The sequence below is a fragment of the Martelella mediterranea genome (genome assembly GCF_021021415.1).
Taxonomy (GTDB): Bacteria; Pseudomonadota; Alphaproteobacteria; order Rhizobiales; family Rhizobiaceae; genus Martelella; species Martelella mediterranea_C.
Genome location: NZ_JAINWJ010000001.1, coordinates 102,828 through 119,819, shown reverse-complemented (window position 1 = coordinate 119,819; position 16,992 = coordinate 102,828). Strand labels below are relative to the sequence as shown.

Genomic DNA, 16,992 nt, shown 5'->3' with positions numbered 1-16,992 from the left:
CTTACGGGCTCGTTCCAGCAATTTTATTCCGCCCCACCAGAGAGGCTCACGAGCCGCCTCGTTTGCGGACAAATCCAAACCAAGAGGGAAGCAAAATGAACAATTATCGGAAATTTCTCACACCCGGCATTTTGAAGAGCGGCATGTCCCGCCGTGCATTCATCGCCCGCACCTCGGCGCTTGGCGTCGGTGCCGTTGCCGCCAATTCGATGTTCGGCCGCATGGCCATGGCGCAGGAGCCGGTCAAGGGCGGCACGCTGCGCATGGGCCTCGGCGGCGGCTCGTCCACCACCTCGCTCGACCCGGCGCTGATTGCCAGCCAGGTGCCGTTCCACGTTGTCCGCGCCTATGGCGAACAGCTTCTCGAAGTGAACGCAGACGGCTCGCTGAACCCGCGTCTAGCTGAATCCTTCGAGGCCTCCGACGACGCCAAGACCTGGACCTTCAAGATCCGCCAGGGCGTCAAGTTCCACAATGGCGAGACGATGACGCCGGAAGATGTGCGCCAGACGCTGCTGCGCCATTCCGATGAGGATTCCAAGTCCGGCGCGCTCGGCATCATGCGCGGCATTTCCGATATCCGCGTCGATGGTGAAAACCTGATCGTCGAGGTCGATGTGCCGACGGCGGACCTTCCTTATCTCCTTTCCGACTTCCATCTGGCAATCCAGCCGGGCGGCGGCCGCGAAGATCCGACCGCCGGCATCGGTACCGGCGCCTACAGGATCGTCGAGGCCGAGCCGGGCGTTCGCTACACCTTCGAGAAGTTCGCAGACTACTGGGACGAAAGCCGCGGTCACTTCGACACGATCGAGATGACCATCATCAATGATGCGACGGCGCGCAATGCAGCGCTTCAGTCCGGTCAGGTCGATATCGTCAACCAGGTCGCGCCGCGCGTTGCCGGTCTGCTTGACCGTGCGCCGAACATCACCGTCGATCATGTTGCCGGTCGCGGTCACTACGTGTTCATCATGCAGTGCGACCAGCCGCCCTTCGACAACAGGGAACTGCGCAACGCGCTGAAATACGCCATCAACCGCGAGGAAATGGTCGAAAAGATCCTGCGTGGCTATGGTTCGGTTGGCAATGATTTCCCGATCAACGAGAGCTACCCGCTGTTCGACGACAGCATCGAGCAGCGCTCGTACGACCCCGAAAAGGCCGCCGAACTCTACAAGACTTCCGGTCATGACGGCAGCCCGATCATTCTGCGTGTTGCCGAAACCGCCTTCCCGGGCGCAGTCGATGCCGCGCAGCTCTTCCAGCAGAGCGCACAGGCCGCCGGCATTCCGCTGCAGATCCAGCGCGAGCCCGATGACGGCTACTGGTCGGATGTCTGGAACAATACGCCGTTCTGCGCTTCCTACTGGGATGGCCGTCCGGTTCAGGACCAGATGTACACCACCGCCTATCTTTCAAGCGCCGACTGGAACGACACGCATTTCTACAATGAGGAATTCGACGAGCTTCTGCTGGAAGCCAAGGGCGAACTCGACCAGGAAACGCGCAAGGAACAGTACAGCCAGATGGCGCAGATCCTGCGTGACGAGGGCGGTCTCATCTGCCCGATGTTCAACGAGTTCGTTCAGGCCGTCAGCACTGATGTTCAGGGCTGGGAAGAAAACGGCGTCTTCGAGCTGATGAACGGTCTTGCCCCCGTAAAATGCTGGAAGGCCTGAGGCGCCCATGAACGCCTCCCTTTTCAAGCTTGTGGCCCAGCGGTTAGCGCTGGGCCTCATGCTGATCTTTTTCGTATCGATCCTGATCTTCGCCGGCACGCAAATGCTGCCCGGCGATGTCGCCCAGGCCATTCTCGGCCAATCCGCCACACCTGAAGCCTTGGCAAACCTGCGCGCCGAGCTTGGCCTTAACGCGCCGGTCTACCAACGCTACATCACGTGGCTTGTCGGTCTTTTGCACGGCGATCTCGGAACATCTCTGACCAATGGCCAGAATATCGCGACCGCCATCAGTGGACGGCTTTCAAACACGCTGTTCCTGGCCGGGTGCGCCGCCATCATCTCGGTGCCGCTCGCCATCATTCTCGGCCTTGTTTCGGTGCTTTATCGCAACCGCTGGCCGGACAAGCTGATCTCGACGATCACGCTGGCATCGATTTCCGTGCCGGAATTCATGCTGAGCTACATCCTGATCTTCTACATCGGCGTGCAGCTTGGCTGGGCGCCGTCGGTCGCGATGATCAATCAGAACATGTCTTTCTTCGCCAGACTGTATGCAATTGCGCTTCCGGTCACGGTGCTGGTGATGGTGGTGCTGGCGCATATGATGCGCATGACCCGTGCCGCGCTTTTGAACGTCATGCAGTCCGCCTATATCGAAACCGCCGAACTGAACGGGCTTTCCCGCTTCAAGGTGATCTGGCGGCATGCGTTTCCGAACGCCATTGCGCCGATCGTCAACGTCGTGATGCTCAACATGGCCTATCTGGTCGTCGGCGTCGTGGTGGTTGAAGTGGTCTTTGTCTATCCCGGCATGGGCCAGTATCTGGTCGACCATGTGGCCAAGCGCGACGTGCCGGTGGTTCAGGCCTGCGGCATCATCTTCGCAGCGGTCTACATCAGTTTGAACATGCTGGCGGATATCTTCTCCATCCTCGCCAATCCGCGTCTGCGGCATCCGCGGTGAGGAGGAGAACATGATAAAACGAGTACCTTATCCCGCCCTTATCGGCCTGTTTGTCACCATCTGCTTCTTCCTCGCGGCAATCTTCGCGCCATGGCTTGCGCCTTATGGCATGAGTCAGATTGTCGGCGATGTCTGGGAGCCGGCGTCCGCCGCCCACTGGCTTGGCACAGACAATATCGGCCGCGACCTGTTGTCGCGTCTGATCTATGGCGGCCGCACCACGATTTTCGTCGCGATCGCGGCGACCATGGTGGCCTTCGTCGTCGGCACGGCGCTTGGGCTTTTCGCTGCCGTCATCGGCGGATGGGTGGATCAGGCGCTGTCGCGCCTCGTCGACCTCATCATGGCCATTCCATCGCTGATCTTTGCGCTGGTGGTGCTGTCGGTGATGCCGGTCACGGTGCCGATCCTGATCGTCGTCATCGGGCTGCTGGAAGCGACCCGCATGTTCCGCCTGTCGCGCGCCGTTGCAGCCGATCTTGCCGTCATGGACTTTGTCGAGGCAGCGCAGCTTCGCGGTGAAGGCCGTGGCTGGGTGATCTTCCGTGAAATCCTGCCGAATGCGATTTCGCCGCTGATTGCCGAACTCGGCATGCGCTTCATCTTCGTCGTTCTGTTCGTTTCGACGCTTTCCTTCCTCGGTCTCGGCATCCAGCCGCCGAATGCCGACTGGGGCGGCATCGTGAAGGAAAACAAGGATGGCATCGTCTATGGCATTCCCGCAGCCCTGCTGCCTGCCGTTGCGATCGCCGCGCTCGCCATCTCCGTCAATCTGGTCGCCGACTGGATTCTGGAACGCACGACATCGCTGAAAGGAGGCCGCAATGGCTGAGGCTCTTCTTGAAATCAAGGACCTCAAGATCGAGGCGACCAGCTATCCGCCGGGCGAAAAACCGCAGAAGATCACCATCGTCAACGGCGTCTCGCTGACGCTGGAAGAAGGCAAGGTGCTGGGCCTGATCGGAGAATCGGGCGCCGGCAAGTCGACCATCGGCTTGTCCGCCATGGGTTATGGCCGTGGCGGCGTTCGGCTGACCGGCGGCTCCATCAAGCTCAATGGCCGGGAAATGCGCCGCGCGCCCGGCAAGGTGCTGCGCTCTGCCCGCGGCGCCGAAGTCACTTATGTGGCGCAGTCAGCGGCGGCCGCCTTCAATCCGGCGCGCAAGCTGATGGATCAGGTCATTGAATCGACCGTCAAGCACAAGCGCATGAGCCGGTCGGAGGCAAAGGCGCGCGCCGTCGACCTTTTCACCCGTCTTGGGCTGCCCGACCCGGAAACCTTCGGCAACCGCTATCCGCATCAGGTCTCCGGCGGCCAGTTGCAGCGCGCCATGACCGCCATGGCGCTTTGCCCGAAGCCGGATCTTGTCGTCTTCGACGAGCCGACGACGGCGCTGGACGTGACCACCCAGCTTGGCGTTCTGGCGGCGATCAAGAAGGCGATCCGCGATTTCGGCGTGGCCGCTCTCTACATTACGCATGACCTTGCCGTCGTCGCCCAGATCGCCGATGACATCATGGTGTTGCGCGGTGGCGAGACGGTGGAATACGGCACCTGCGACCAGATCATCAATCACCCGCAGGAGGAGTATACGCAGGACCTCGTCTCGGCGATCAATGTCGAGCGCCGCGAGCACGACCCGGATGAAAAGCCGGTGCTGACGCTGAAGGAGATTTCGGCGCGCTATCGCGGGCTCGATTTCGATGTGCTGAAGAACATCAACATGGAGGTCCAGCCAGGCACGACGCTCGCGATCGTCGGCGAAAGCGGTTCGGGCAAGTCGACGCTTGCCCGGGTCCTGACCGGGCTGTTGCCGCCGCATACCGGGGAAATCTCGTTTGACGGCGAGGTGCTGTCGCCTGCGTTGAAGGGACGTAGCTGGCAGAATCTGCAAGAACTGCAGATGATCTACCAGATGGCGGATGTGGCGATGAACCCGCGCCAGACCGTCGGCACGATCATTGGCCGCCCGCTCGAATTCTATTTCGGCATGAAGGGCAAGGAGAAACGCAAACGCGTCATCGAGCTGCTCGACCGTATCGAACTCGGCGAAGAATTCATCGATCGCTACCCGGCCGAACTTTCCGGCGGGCAGAAGCAGCGCGTCTGCATTGCCCGCGCGCTTGCGGCAGAACCGAAGCTGATCATCTGTGACGAGGTGACGAGTGCGCTCGACCCGCTGGTGGCCAAGGGCATTCTGAAGTTGCTGCGCGATCTTCAGCTGAAAGACGGCGTGACCTACATCTTCATCACCCACGATATCGCCGCTGTCCGTGAAGTCGCCGACACGATTGCGGTCATGTATCAGGGTGAGGTGGTGCGCTATGGCGGCAAGCAGGAGGTCCTTTCGCCGCCGTTCGACGATTACACCGAGCTTCTCATGCGCTCCGTGCCGGAAATGCGGATCGGCTGGCTGGAAGATACGCTGAAACTGCTCGAGGAGCATCTGCCGGCTTCAGTCGTGCCGGAAGGAGCCTGATCTTGTCTCAGACAAAACCCGAAACAGATGGCTCGGTGGCTCTGGTCACCGGCGCCGGCTCCGGCATCGGCAAGGCGATCGCCCTCAATCTGAAGGCCGCGGGCTTTCGCGTGTTCATCTGCGATGTCGATCCGGAGGCCGTCGAAAGCATGCAGGCCGCCGGTATCACCGCCAGTGTCTGCAATGTCGCCGATGAGACCGCGGTGTCTGCGCTGGTGGCGGAGGTTGTTGCGGCGACCGGTGGCAGGCTCGACCTTCTCGTCAACAATGCCGGGATAGCCGGCATGAATGCGCCGGTGGAGGATGTCGATGCCGAAGACTTCCGCCGCACCATGGATATCAATGTCAACGGCACCTTTTATTTCCTCAAGGAAGTGGTGCCGGCCATGAAGGCAAAGGGGCAGGGCGCGATCATCAACATCGCCTCGACGGCCGCCCTTTTCGGCTATCCGAACCGCACCTCCTATGCTGCCTCCAAATGGGCTATCATCGGGCTCACAAAGACGCTTGCGATGGAGCTTGGCCCCTTCGGAATCCGCGCCAATGCCATCTGTCCCGGATCGGTGGAAGGCCCGCGCATTGATGGCGTGATTGCGCGGGATGCAAAAAACCGTGGCATGGAAGCTGGCGATGTGCGCAGGATCTACGAGCGCCAGGTGTCCATGCGCAAATTTGTCGGCGCTGACGATATTGCCCGCATGTGTGTGTTTCTGGCGTCGAAAGATGCGGGCATGGTATCCGGCCAGGTGATCGCCGTCGATGGGCACACCGAAAGCCTCTCAGTCCCCTTTTAGGAGCGTTATGATGAAAGCAGTCCGGTTTGAAAAATTCGGCGATGCCGATGAGGTGCTGATCTACGGCGATATCGAAACGCCCGTCGCAGGCCCCGGCGAGGTGCTGGTGAAGCTGCACACCAGCGCCGTCAATCCGTCTGACACGAAGAAACGGATGGCCTCGTTTCCGAACCTGCTTGATGACGGCTATGTCATTCCCCACAGCGATGGCGCCGGCGTGATCGCGGCCGTCGGCGAAGGCGTGCCCGAAGCTCGGATCGGCGAGCGGGTCTTCACCTTCAATGCGCAATATGGCCGCCGTTTCGGCACGGCTGCCGAATATGTCGCGCTGCCGTCTGCCCACGCGCCGTGCCTTCCCGACCCGGCAAGCTTCGAAGTCGGCGCCTGCCTCGGCATTCCGGCCATGACCGCGCACCGCTGCGTCTTCGCCGATGGATCGGTCAACGGCAAGACCGTGCTTGTCACCGGCGGGGCGGGCCGCGTCGGCTTTTACGCCATCCAGTGGGCAGCGCTTTCCGGCGCCCGCGTGATCGCCACCGCCAGCAATGACGCCGATGCCGATGCCTGCCGCAATGCCGGTGCATCGATCATCGTCAATCACCGCGACACCGGCTGGCCGGAAGCGCTTCTGGCCGCAACCAACGGTGAGAAGGTGGACCGCGTGGTGGAGGTCGAATTCGGCGCCAATCTCGAAAATGTGCTGAAGGTCATTGGCACAAGCGGCGTCATCGCGACCTATTCATCGACGGTCGAGAAGGAGCCGAAGCTGCCCTTCCTCAAGATGATGTATCTCGACATCACCATCCGCATGGTGATCGTCTACGCCATGCCGGATGAGGCCAAGGACCACGCCGTTTCCGACATTCAGGATGCGCTGGAAGCCGGCCGTCTGCAACACCGCGTTGCCCGCCTGATCCCGCTCGCAGACTGCGCTTCCGCCCACCGCGAGATCGAAGCGGGCGAGGTGCGCGGTTCGGTGGTGCTGAAGATCAAAGGCGCTTGAGCCACCGTATCCGACCCTTCGGCGGGAGCCGATGCGAAGTGAAGATACATACTGCGAGGCCGGACAGGCTTTGCTGGGGAGTGTGCGTCCGTCGCGGAGCCGGCCGCAATGACAACAGACTGGAGAAAAAGCCCATGAAACGACTGCTTCTGCCCATGATGGTGTCGCTTGGCGCGATGGTCACAGGTACAGCGCTTGCCGATGAAACCCGTTTTACCATTGACGATTTCACCGCGTCGATTGACGACTATGCGCTGGTCGACAACGCTCTGTTCGTGCCGCCGCAAGATGCGGGGCCGGCAAAGGAGGCCTTCGAGGGCACGCTGTCGATTTCCGAGACCCCGATGCCGAGTGATCCTGCCGAGATTGCGAGCGGGGAGGTCCTCGGCAAGAACCCGCAGCTTTTCCCGGCTGTCGATCTTTCGTTCATCACCGTCGGCGATGACCTTGTGCCCGCCACGCAGGACGTCATCCGCGCCGGATCGACGGAAAACGGCAGCAGTTTCTGGGATATCATCGTTCAGCCCGGAAAGGTCTGGTCGATTGGCGATGACGGCTGGTCGCGGGCGTCGTTTCCGTTCTCGCTGATCCATATGATCGAGGGCGAGACCCATAACGGCGTTGCCATGTTCCTCTACAGGGAAGGCGAAGTCAGCGATCTCCGCTATCAGATACTGACGGAAACAGCGCCTTTCTACGTTGAGACCTATTTCACCGCCGCAGGAAGCCTGCCTGCCGAGCTGACTTCCACGACAGTGGATAATGCTGATGCGCTGGCCGCGCGCTTCGAGATTGCCAGGGCCGATGCCGAGGACATCCGCCCGTGGTCCGCGCTGGAGAAAAAGGTTGGCGCCGCCACGCTGGAAGGCTTCGACAGCGACATCCGCCCCAACGAACTTCTGCTGGACGGGTTGATGGTAGAGGATACCTTCTATCTGAAATCCTGCCCGACGCCGGCCGGCGAACTGCCCTATTGCGACCGCCAGCGCTTCGGTGTCTGGTCGGTGTCGAAGTCGCTGGTGGCGGCTGCCGCGATGCTGAGCGTTTCGAAGAAGTACGGTCCCGAGATCTTCGACATGACAATCACGGACCTCGTGCCGGAAGCCGAAGGCATCGAAGGCTGGGACAAGGTAACGGTCGGCGATGCGCTCAACATGGCGACCGGCATGGGCTATGGCCAGCGCGAGGCAGAGCCGAAAATATCCTGGTCGCCCTATACCGACGACTACTACGCCTTCTATGAGGCGCGATCGCAGGAAGACAAGCTAAACCTGCTGCTCAACGCCGCCAAGCCCTATGACTGGGGGCCCGGCGCGATGATGCGCTACCGGGATGAGGATATGTTTCTCGTTGGCGTCGCTGTCACCAACTACCTGAAGGACAAGCAGGACCCGAACCCGAATGCCTGGTCCTTCCTTCAGGCGAATGTTTACGAACCGATCGGCATTCATGACATGCCGATCAACAAGACGATCGAGGATGACGGCAGCGAAGGCCAGCCGCTTACGGCCTATGGGCTTTATCCGACGGTGGGCGATCTCGTGAAGCTTGCAAGGCTCTACCAGAATGGCGGCAGGTTGGGCGACGAGCAGATACTCAGCGCCGAGATGATGGCCGATATCGCCACCACCAGCGAACCTGCCGGGCTTACGACCGGTCAGGAAGCGAAGCCCTATTACGGAAAGGCCTTCTGGCGCTATCCCTTCAAATCGGATGAATGCACGCTCTATTTCCCGTCCATGGATGGCTGGGGCGACAACCGCGTCATGCTGATGCCAAACGACATCACCGCGATCCGAATTGCGGCCAACTGGGATGGCGACGAGAGCGCAAAGAACATGGAGAGCCTCATTCGCACGGCAAACGCAATCGACCCCTTCTGCCCATAAAATGATCCGCCTGGCAGCCGGGGACGACCTGTCAGGCGCTTTCTGTTTTGCCGCTTTGATACCCCGCTGGCCGAGCTTGGGCGGAGCGTAGCTTTATGGTGCGCATTGCAAAACGCGTCTGCACCCTATAGCTTGGGAAGCACAGCATATGGAAAGCCTTTTAGGGTCGACTTCTGTAAGCCTTTCTCTGAAGGATCGCGGCTTTGACGTCAGAGTGTCAGCCGCTGAAAGGAAATGGGTCTGCGGCCTGTTTCGGTAAATTCAAACGGAAGCCGAGATGGAAACAGCCTTCTTTCAGTTCGAGACTGTTGCGGAGCTCGGTTCGATCAGGAAGGCTTCGGAGAAGCTTCATATCTCGCCGTCTTCGGTCAGTCGGCAGATCCAGAAGCTGGAATATGCTTACGGAACCGAACTTCTCGTCCGCCAGTCCCAGGGCGTCCGGCTGACGCCGGCGGGTGAACTGGTGCTGCGCTTTGTGAAGGGGCGCAATAAGGAACTGCAGCGGCTGCGCGCGGAAATCGATGCGCTGAAAAACCTCGAAAGTGGTCATGTCATCATCTATACGGTCGAGGGCATGATCGGCGGTCTTCTGCCGCGCGCGCTTGCCCGTTTCGGCAGGGACCACCCGAATATCACCTATCAAGTGCTGGTCGCCGGAACCGATGGCGTGATGCGGGCGGTTGCAGAGGATCGCTGCGATATCGGTATTTCCTTCCAGCCGTTTCCGCGCGATGAGATCGATACGCTGGTCAGCCTGCGCCAGCCGGTGATGGCGGTGATGTCGCGCCACCATCCGCTCGCCGGACGGCGGGAACTGGACCTCACCGAAATCCGCCATCAGCCGGTCGGCCTGCCGGACCAGTCCTTCGGCATTCGTCAACTGGTCGACCATGTCGTCAGGTCCGAGCAGCTCGCGCTCAAGATCAGGTTGGAAACCAATTCTATCGACATGATGCGCCAGTTTGCGCTTCAGGACATGGGCATCGTCTTTCTGCCTGCCTTCTCGTTCGAGCGTGAACTGGAATCCGGTGAGCTGATCGGCGTCCCGATCACCTCCTCAACGTTGTCGCAGTCGACGACACAGGTCTGCAAGCGCGCAGAAATTGAACTGAGCCCGGCCGCAGGCCGACTAGTCGAGTATATCCGTAAAGTGGCTGATGAGTTTGTTGGTGTTGCGTAGGATGCAACGCTGTGTGCCTCAATTACGACTTCCGCGAAGCACGCTTTTACCCTTACCTTGTTGAAGTCCGGAGATCGCCAAATCTCCCGGTGCATCAAAAAACAACGAGAACTGAGGGGTTCCGAAATGACGCATTCTACGAAGTCGTGGCTGCTCGCGCTTGCCGGCGCCACAATGCTGCTGGCGACGCCGGCACTTGCCAACGAGACGATCCGGGTCGGCGCGCCGCTGCCGCTGACGGGGCCTCTTTCCCCGGAGGGCTTGAAACAGCAGCGCGGTTATGACCTCTGGGCCGAAACCGTCAATGCCGCCGGCGGTATCACCGCCGGTGATATGACCTATGACGTCGAGATCGTTTATGTCGATTACGAAAGTCAGACGCCGCGCGCCGTGCAGACCGCCGAGCGGCTGATCACGGCTGATGAGGTCAATTTCCTGTTCGCGCCCTTCGGTTCGGGTGCTGCCAAGGCCGCAAGCTCGGTTGCCGAGCGCTACCAGATCCCGATGGTTGCCGCGACGGCTTCCTCCGTCGAGGTTTACGATCAGGGTTATCAGTATCTGTTCGGTACGTTTACGCCCAACAATACGTTGACCGATCCACTTGCCGCGATCGTCGCCGATTCCGGTGAGGATATCTCGACTGTCGCAATCTATGCCCGTAACGACCTGTTTCCGCTGGCGATCGCCAAGGAAATGGAAAAATCGGCCGGCGACAACGGCATCGAGGTCATCTCCTTTGATGAATATGCCATCGGAACGATGGACCACGCCTCGGCCATGACGCTGATGATGCGGTCCAAGCCGGATTGGATATTCGCCACCGGTTATATCAACGATCTCATTCTCATCCGCCGCCAGATGGCCGATCTCGGTATCGAGCCGAAGGCGCTGACGATGCTGGCCGGTCCGGCCTACAAGGAATTTATTGAGGCGACCGGCGACCTCTCCAACAACGTCTCGAGCGCTGCGTGGTGGCATCCCGCTGTCGCCTATGATGGCGAGGGCATTTTCGGCGCGACGGCGGATTTCGTGTCCGCTTTCGAAACGAAATATGATTCCACACCCGACTATGCGGAAGCCTCCGCAGCTGCCGCCGGCGTCGTGCTGCAACTCGCCATCGAGGATGCCGGCACGATTGAGCCGACCGCTGTGCGCGATGCGCTGGCCGCGATGGACGCCATGACCTTCTACGGTCCTGTGCATTTCGGCGAGAACGGCCAGATCGACTCGCTCGAGCCGCCGGTCTTCCAGATTCAGGATGGCGCCACGAAGACGATCTATCCGGAAGAAATCAAGCAGGCCGATATGCGTTTCGGCGGCATCGAATAAGTCCCGGCATCAGCCATTCAACGCTTTTGCGGTCGGCCATGGCGGCCGGCCGCCCAGACAGCGGAAAACACAGCAATGCTATACGCACAGATCCTCCTCAACGGGCTGGTGCTGGGCGGGCTCTATGCCTGTATCTCGGTCGGCTTCTCACTGGTGTGGGGTGTCCTGAACGTCATCAACGTGCTGCACGGTTCGTTTGTGGTTCTCGGTTCCTACATCGCCTATTTCGCCTATGTTCACCTCGGCATTCACCCGTTCGTTTCGGTCATCATTGCCGGCGCGCTTCTGTTCGCGCTTGGCTATGTGGTGCAGCTCGGTCTGATCAACCGGGTGGTTGGCGCGCCGGTTCTGACGACGCTGGTGCTGACCTTCGGCCTCGACCTTCTGTTGAACAACGGCATGCTGCTGGCGTTCAGCGCCGACTACCGCTCGGTTCAGCTTGCCAATCCGCTTGGCAGCAAGGTGATCGCCGGACTGGTGCTGCCACTCGACCGGCTGATGGCGATGCTGCTTGCAGGCGTACTGACCGGACTTTTGTATCTTCTGCTGGTGCGCTCAAAGATCGGCCATGCCATCGTCGCCGTGCGCATGGACCGGGAGGCGGCAGCCCTGATGGGCGTCGACGTGAAGACGATCTACGCCATCACCTTCGGCATCGGTGCGCTGATGGCCGGTGCCGCGGGCAGTCTCCTGAGCCTCGTCTTCCCGATCTCGCCGCTGGCAAGCTCGGAATATCTGTCGATCGCCTTCATCGTCTGCGTTCTCGGCGGGCTTGGCAGTATTGCCGGCGCCATTGTCGGCGGGCTGGCGCTCGGCCTCATCCAGAGTTTCGGCGCGCTGTTCATCGGCCCGGAACACGGGCTGACGATCGCCTTCGTCCTGCTCATCCTGCTTCTTATCTTCAAGCCGACCGGCATCATGGGCCGCAGGGGGTATGAATGAAACATCCGCTGATTGCCCTCGGCTTCTTTGCCCTCATCGCCTTCCTGCCGGTCTTCGGAGACAATTACATCCTGCGCCTTGGCACCATGTTTGCCATGTATGCGGTGCTGTCCCAATCGTGGAATATCATCGGCGGCTATGCCGGCTATCCTTCCTTCGCAACGGCTGCCTTCTTCGGGCTCGGGGCTTATACGGGCGCCATCCTGCAGGGGCTCGGCCTTGCCATGCCGCTTGCCTGGGCGGCGGCTGGCCTGATGGCCGCAGCCTTCGCCGCCGCCATGGGCGCTGCCATCCTGCACCTGAAGGGCCACTACTTTGCCATTGCCAGCCTCGTCCTGGCCGAAGTGCTTCTGGAAGTCACGACGTCATGGACCAGCCTGACGGGCGGCGGCATGGGGCTCAACCTGCCGATCATCCGCATGTCGGTTGCCGCCCAGGCGCGCCTGTTCTTCTGGTCGATGCTCGCCCTTGCCGTGCTCACCTTCCTGATGAGCTGGTATGTCTCGGCCGGACGCATCGGTTTTGCCCTTCGTTGCATTCGCCAGAACGAGGATGCCTCCTCCATGGTCGGCATCAACACCACGCTCTACAAGATCATCGCCTTTGTGCTTTCCGCCCTGTTCGTCGGCTCCGCTGGCGCGCTCTATGCCTCATGGGTGTTCTACATCGAACCGCCGGATGTCTACTCGGTGATGACCACCGTTCGCCCGATCGTGATGACCATGCTCGGCGGTCCCGGAACGCTGCTCGGTCCGGTTATCGGCTCCGGAATCTTTTTAGTCATCGAGGAAGTGGTGTGGCGCAACTTCCTGTCCATCCATGCCGCCGTTCTCGGCATCCTCATTGTCGGATTGATCTTCTACCTGCCCAACGGCGTTGTCGGGACCGCCATGCGCAAACTGCGCAAGCGCAAGGCACATAAAGTGGAGACCAGGCCATGAGCATTCTCGAACTGAACGGTCTCACCCAGCGCTTCGGCGGGCTGACAGCCGTCAATGATGTCGATCTTGCGGTCGAACCCGGCGAGATCGTCGGCCTCATCGGACCCAACGGCGCGGGAAAGACCACGCTCGTCAATCTGGTAACGGGCGTCTTCAAGCCGTCTGCCGGCAGCGTCATCTATGATGGCCGGCGCATCGACGGCATGAAGCCTTATCAGATCAGCCGGCTCGGCGTCGCCCGCACCTATCAGGTGGTCCAGCCGTTTCCCGAGATGACCGTGCTGGAAAACGTGATGGCGCCGGCGGTCTTTGCCGCTGGCGCATCCTCGACCACCGAGGCGATGCATGCCGCCGACGAGGCGATCGAATTCCTCGGGCTGAAAGAGCATCGCGACACGCTGGCGGGCGAACTGACCCTTGCCGGCCGCAAGCGGCTGGAACTGGCCAAGAGCCTTGCCATGAAGCCGAAGGTGCTGCTGCTGGACGAGGTCAATGCCGGGCTCAACCCGGCGGAGATCGAGACGGCGCTCGAGATGATCAGGGCGATTGCGGCGCGCGGGATCACCATCATCCTGATCGAGCATCTGATGAAGGTGGTGATGAGCCTTTGCACCCGCATTGTTGTCCTGCATCACGGAGCCAAGATCGCCGAAGGCCGGCCAGACGAGATCACGCGAAACGAGAAGGTGATCGAGGCCTATCTCGGCAATCGTTATGCGAAAGCCAATGCCGGGGAGAAAGCCGATGTCTGAACCATTCTTCCAGATCAGCAAGCTTGAGGCCGGCTACGGCGAAATCCGGGTTCTCTGGGGCATCGATCTTGCCGTCAGTGCCGGCGAGATCGTCTGCCTGATCGGCTCCAACGGCGCGGGCAAGACGACGCTGCTGCGCACGATCTCCGGCCTGCTTCCGCCGACGGTGGGCAGCATCGTAATCGACGGCCAGGAGCTCGCGGGCGCCGACACGCGCCGGATCCTGGCGGGCGGCATTGCCCATGTGCCCGAAGGCCGGCGGCTGTTTCGCACCATGTCGGTGAAGGACAATCTGATGATGGGCGCCTATCTCAGGAAGAGGGACGCCTCGGTCGAGGACGATCTCGAACGGGTCATGACCATGTTCCCGCGCCTTGCCGAACGGGCGCATCAGGATGCCTCGACGCTGTCGGGCGGCGAACAGCAGATGTGCGCGATCGGTCGCGGGATCATGAGCCGTCCGAAACTGCTGATGATCGACGAACTTTCGCTGGGGCTTGCCCCGCGCGCCGTCGAGCTCCTCAGCGAATCCCTCATCGAGATCAACAAGACCGGTGTTGCCATCCTGCTTGTCGAGCAGGATGTGATGACCGCGCTCGACCTTGCCCATCGCGGCTATGTGATCGATCGCGGCCGGATTTCCCTTGCAGCCACTTCAGAAGAACTCCGTCAGGAGCCCGCCGTGCGCGAAGCCTATATCGGCGCGGCCTGACATTTTAAGAAAACACAAGAAAGCAATTCCGATGCATGCTTCCCAGAAAATCGAACCCCGTCTGGACGCCATTCTCTCGCCCTATGACGGCAGCCTTGTCGGGCATATGCCGGTCTGCGAGGAGGCCGATGTCGAACGGGCCATCCTGACGGCCGAGAAGGGCTTCGACATGATGCGCAAGCTGCCGCGTTTCGTGCGCGCCGATATTCTCGAGCGCACCGCGGACCTGATCGAGGCGCGCAAGGATGAATTCGTCCGCCTCATCGCGGCGGAAGCGGGAAAGCCGCTTTATGATGCGCGCGGAGAGATATCGCGTTCGCTTTTGAACCTGCGCGGCGCGGCCCGCGAGGCGCGCGCCTTCGGCGGCGAGGAAGTGCCGCTCGATATCGATGGCGCGGTCTTCGAATACCAGACGGCGTCTGCCGATGGCAGCCCGCTCGATCTTTCGAAGGCCAATCTGGCGACGCTCAACGGGCTTGGCCGGCGCATCGGCATTGCCCGAAGGTTCCCGATCGGCCCGATCCTCGCGATCACACCCTTCAACTTTCCGCTGAACCTGGTGCTGCACAAGCTGGCGCCGGCCTTTGCCGTCGGCAATTCCGTCATCCTCAAGCCCGCGCCGCAGACGCCGCTCACCAGCCGGCTGCTGGCTGAAGTCTTGTATGAGGCCGGTCTGCCCGAGGAGGCGCTGACGGTGGTGCATTGCGATGTGCCGCTTGCTGAAAAGCTGGTGCGTGATGATCGCATCGCCATGGTCACCTTCACCGGCAGCGTACCGGTTGGCTGGCATATCAAGTCGCTGAGCGGCAAGAAGAAGGTCTCGCTCGAACTTGGCGGCAACGGCGCGGTTGTGGTCTCCGATGACGCCGATATCGCCTTTGCGGCGGCACGCTGCGTGCGCGGCGGCGTCGTCTATGGCGGCCAGTATTGCATCGGCGTCCAGCGCATTTTCGTGCATGAAAAGGTCTATGACGCCTTCGAGAAGGAGCTGGTGGCCCGTGTGGAAGCCTGCAAGGTCGGCAATCCGATGGAGGAGGGGGTCGATGTCGGGCCGGTGATCGACGAGCGTTCGGCGATGCGCATCGAAAGCTGGATCAACGAGGCCGTTGACCAGGGTGCGCGCGTTCTGACCGGCGGCACGCGCGACAAGGCCGTCATCGCGCCGACGGTTCTGACCGACACGAAACCCGACATGAAGGTCGAGGCGGACGAGATTTTCGGACCGGTGGTGACGCTGACGAAGGTGAAGGATGCCGATGAGGGCGTGCGCCGTGCCGCTGACAGCCGGTTCGGCCTGCAGGGCGGGTTCTTCACCAACGACATGAAGGCCGCCTTCCGCGCGCTGGAGGACTGGGATGTCGGCGCGCTGATGATCAATGACGTGCCGATCTACCGCATCGACACAATGCCCTTTGGCGGCTGGAAGGATTCTGGCCTCGGCCGCGAGGGCACGCGCTATGCGATGGATAGTATGACCGACATCAAGCTCCTTGTGATCAATTATGGCTGAATGTCACACGGTCGCAGTCGCCGGGCTGGGGTCGATCGGCATGCGGGTGGCAAATGCCCTTGATCAGGGGATCGAGGGTCTTCAACTGAAAGCCGTCGCACTGCGTGATGTCACGACGGCGACCGCGCGTCTTTCCGGCTTGCGTTCTTCTCCCGCCATCCTGCCGCTTTCCGAACTGCCGGAAGCGGCCGATATCGTGGTCGAGTGTCTGCCGCCATCGGCTTTCCCGGAGCTTGGCAACGCGATGCTGAACCACGGCGGCAAGAGCCTTGTCGTGGCAAGCGTCGGGCAATTGTTGATCGCCGAAGGCTTTCTCGATGCCGCACGTGCAGCAGACCTTGCGATCCTTGCGCCATCCGGTGCGGTTGCCGGACTTGACGGGCTGCGGGCAGCGCGCGAGATCGGACTGGAGGCGGTCAGTCTCAAGACCCGCAAACCGCCGCATTCCTTCGGTGATAGCGTCAGGATCGGCGACACCATTGTGGCGGCGTCCGCGATCGAAGAGCCCACACGCCTGTTCTCCGGCAGTGCCCGGCAATCGATCTCAGCCTTTCCGAAGAACATCAATGTGGCGGCGACCGTCGCGCTTGCAGGGCTCGGCGCCGATCGGACATCTGTCGAGATCTGGGCCGATCCCGGTATCGCCATGAATACCCATGAACTCACCATTCGCTCCAGGGGCGGCAAGATCAGGGCCGTGTCGGAAAACCTGCCCGATGCGGACAATCCGAAGAGCAGCGCGATCACGGCCTACAGCATCATCGCTGCCTTGAGGCGTATGGAAAGTGCCGTTTCGGTCGGCTCGTGAGCC

General features: G+C 61.1%; 15 protein-coding genes. All 15 read left to right on the top strand.

Going from position 1 to position 16,992, the window contains the following annotated elements; genetic code table 11:
• The first annotated feature begins 95 nt into the window (after positions 1 to 95).
• The 15 genes from K7H91_RS00550 to K7H91_RS00480 all read left to right on the top strand — a co-directional run bounded on the left by K7H91_RS00550 (position 96) and on the right by K7H91_RS00480 (position 16,989).
• Positions 96 to 1,682: an ABC transporter substrate-binding protein gene (locus tag K7H91_RS00550; protein ID WP_230718190.1), complete on the top strand. Its 1,587-nt coding sequence runs from the start codon at positions 96 to 98 to the stop codon at positions 1,680 to 1,682.
• 7 nt (positions 1,683 to 1,689) lie between these two features.
• Entirely contained in the window at positions 1,690 to 2,649 is a 960-nt protein-coding gene (locus K7H91_RS00545) for an ABC transporter permease (protein ID WP_018064213.1), read from the top strand.
• A 10-nt stretch (positions 2,650 to 2,659) separates the two neighbouring features.
• Complete coding sequence (locus tag K7H91_RS00540; RefSeq protein ID WP_230718187.1) at positions 2,660 to 3,481, top strand: ABC transporter permease; 822 nt, start codon at positions 2,660 to 2,662, stop codon at positions 3,479 to 3,481.
• The gene (locus tag K7H91_RS00535) at positions 3,474 to 5,129 is read left to right on the top strand and encodes an ABC transporter ATP-binding protein (protein ID WP_230718185.1); all 1,656 of its coding nucleotides are present in this window, start codon (positions 3,474 to 3,476) and stop codon (positions 5,127 to 5,129) included. Before K7H91_RS00540 ends, K7H91_RS00535 begins: the two co-directional genes overlap by 8 nt.
• A 2-nt stretch (positions 5,130 to 5,131) precedes the next feature.
• A complete protein-coding gene (locus K7H91_RS00530) occupies positions 5,132 to 5,923 on the top strand; it encodes an SDR family NAD(P)-dependent oxidoreductase (RefSeq protein ID WP_230718184.1) in 792 nt (263 codons plus the stop codon).
• Between the two features lie 7 nt (positions 5,924 to 5,930).
• Positions 5,931 to 6,926: an NADPH:quinone reductase gene (locus K7H91_RS00525; protein WP_230718182.1), complete on the top strand. Its 996-nt coding sequence runs from the start codon at positions 5,931 to 5,933 to the stop codon at positions 6,924 to 6,926.
• Between the two features lie 134 nt (positions 6,927 to 7,060).
• The gene (locus tag K7H91_RS00520; protein ID WP_230718180.1) at positions 7,061 to 8,815 is read left to right on the top strand and encodes a serine hydrolase domain-containing protein; all 1,755 of its coding nucleotides are present in this window, start codon (positions 7,061 to 7,063) and stop codon (positions 8,813 to 8,815) included.
• A gap of 277 nt (positions 8,816 to 9,092) precedes the next feature.
• Positions 9,093 to 9,995 (top strand): LysR family transcriptional regulator, encoded by a 903-nt coding sequence (locus tag K7H91_RS00515; RefSeq protein ID WP_230718178.1) that lies wholly within the window; start codon positions 9,093 to 9,095, stop codon positions 9,993 to 9,995.
• A 126-nt stretch (positions 9,996 to 10,121) separates the two neighbouring features.
• Complete coding sequence (locus tag K7H91_RS00510; protein ID WP_230718176.1) at positions 10,122 to 11,324, top strand: amino acid ABC transporter substrate-binding protein; 1,203 nt, start codon at positions 10,122 to 10,124, stop codon at positions 11,322 to 11,324.
• A 75-nt stretch (positions 11,325 to 11,399) separates the two neighbouring features.
• Positions 11,400 to 12,266 carry a branched-chain amino acid ABC transporter permease gene (locus K7H91_RS00505; protein WP_230718175.1) on the top strand — a complete coding sequence of 289 codons (867 nt, stop codon included), beginning with the start codon at positions 11,400 to 11,402 and terminating at the stop codon, positions 12,264 to 12,266.
• Complete coding sequence (locus K7H91_RS00500) at positions 12,263 to 13,207, top strand: branched-chain amino acid ABC transporter permease (protein ID WP_230718173.1); 945 nt, start codon at positions 12,263 to 12,265, stop codon at positions 13,205 to 13,207. Before K7H91_RS00505 ends, K7H91_RS00500 begins: the two co-directional genes overlap by 4 nt.
• On the top strand, positions 13,204 to 13,959 hold the full coding sequence (locus K7H91_RS00495) for an ABC transporter ATP-binding protein (protein ID WP_230718171.1): 756 nt from the start codon (positions 13,204 to 13,206) through the stop codon (positions 13,957 to 13,959). Before K7H91_RS00500 ends, K7H91_RS00495 begins: the two co-directional genes overlap by 4 nt.
• Complete coding sequence (locus tag K7H91_RS00490; RefSeq protein WP_230718169.1) at positions 13,952 to 14,671, top strand: ABC transporter ATP-binding protein; 720 nt, start codon at positions 13,952 to 13,954, stop codon at positions 14,669 to 14,671. Before K7H91_RS00495 ends, K7H91_RS00490 begins: the two co-directional genes overlap by 8 nt.
• A 31-nt stretch (positions 14,672 to 14,702) precedes the next feature.
• Entirely contained in the window at positions 14,703 to 16,181 is a 1,479-nt protein-coding gene (locus K7H91_RS00485; protein ID WP_230718167.1) for an aldehyde dehydrogenase family protein, read from the top strand.
• The gene (locus K7H91_RS00480) at positions 16,174 to 16,989 is read left to right on the top strand and encodes an aspartate dehydrogenase (RefSeq protein ID WP_230718165.1); all 816 of its coding nucleotides are present in this window, start codon (positions 16,174 to 16,176) and stop codon (positions 16,987 to 16,989) included. Before K7H91_RS00485 ends, K7H91_RS00480 begins: the two co-directional genes overlap by 8 nt.
• Positions 16,990 to 16,992 lie beyond the last annotated feature (3 nt).

Bases quoted from the DNA above. Each gene is read 5' to 3' on its own strand.
- K7H91_RS00490 (WP_230718169.1), top strand. From the start codon at position 13,952: ATGTCTGAACCATTCTTCCAGATCAGCAAGCTTGAGGCCGGCTACGGC.
- K7H91_RS00535 (WP_230718185.1), top strand. From the start codon at position 3,474: ATGGCTGAGGCTCTTCTTGAAATCAAGGACCTCAAGATCGAGGCGACC.
- K7H91_RS00520 (WP_230718180.1), top strand. From the start codon at position 7,061: ATGAAACGACTGCTTCTGCCCATGATGGTGTCGCTTGGCGCGATGGTC.
- K7H91_RS00495 (WP_230718171.1), top strand. From the start codon at position 13,204: ATGAGCATTCTCGAACTGAACGGTCTCACCCAGCGCTTCGGCGGGCTG.
- K7H91_RS00540 (WP_230718187.1), top strand. From the start codon at position 2,660: ATGATAAAACGAGTACCTTATCCCGCCCTTATCGGCCTGTTTGTCACC.
- K7H91_RS00500 (WP_230718173.1), top strand. From the start codon at position 12,263: ATGAAACATCCGCTGATTGCCCTCGGCTTCTTTGCCCTCATCGCCTTC.
- K7H91_RS00550 (WP_230718190.1), top strand. From the start codon at position 96: ATGAACAATTATCGGAAATTTCTCACACCCGGCATTTTGAAGAGCGGC.
- K7H91_RS00545 (WP_018064213.1), top strand. From the start codon at position 1,690: ATGAACGCCTCCCTTTTCAAGCTTGTGGCCCAGCGGTTAGCGCTGGGC.
- K7H91_RS00485 (WP_230718167.1), top strand. From the start codon at position 14,703: ATGCATGCTTCCCAGAAAATCGAACCCCGTCTGGACGCCATTCTCTCG.
- K7H91_RS00480 (WP_230718165.1), top strand. From the start codon at position 16,174: ATGGCTGAATGTCACACGGTCGCAGTCGCCGGGCTGGGGTCGATCGGC.
- K7H91_RS00505 (WP_230718175.1), top strand. From the start codon at position 11,400: ATGCTATACGCACAGATCCTCCTCAACGGGCTGGTGCTGGGCGGGCTC.
- K7H91_RS00525 (WP_230718182.1), top strand. From the start codon at position 5,931: ATGATGAAAGCAGTCCGGTTTGAAAAATTCGGCGATGCCGATGAGGTG.
- K7H91_RS00515 (WP_230718178.1), top strand. From the start codon at position 9,093: ATGGAAACAGCCTTCTTTCAGTTCGAGACTGTTGCGGAGCTCGGTTCG.
- K7H91_RS00510 (WP_230718176.1), top strand. From the start codon at position 10,122: ATGACGCATTCTACGAAGTCGTGGCTGCTCGCGCTTGCCGGCGCCACA.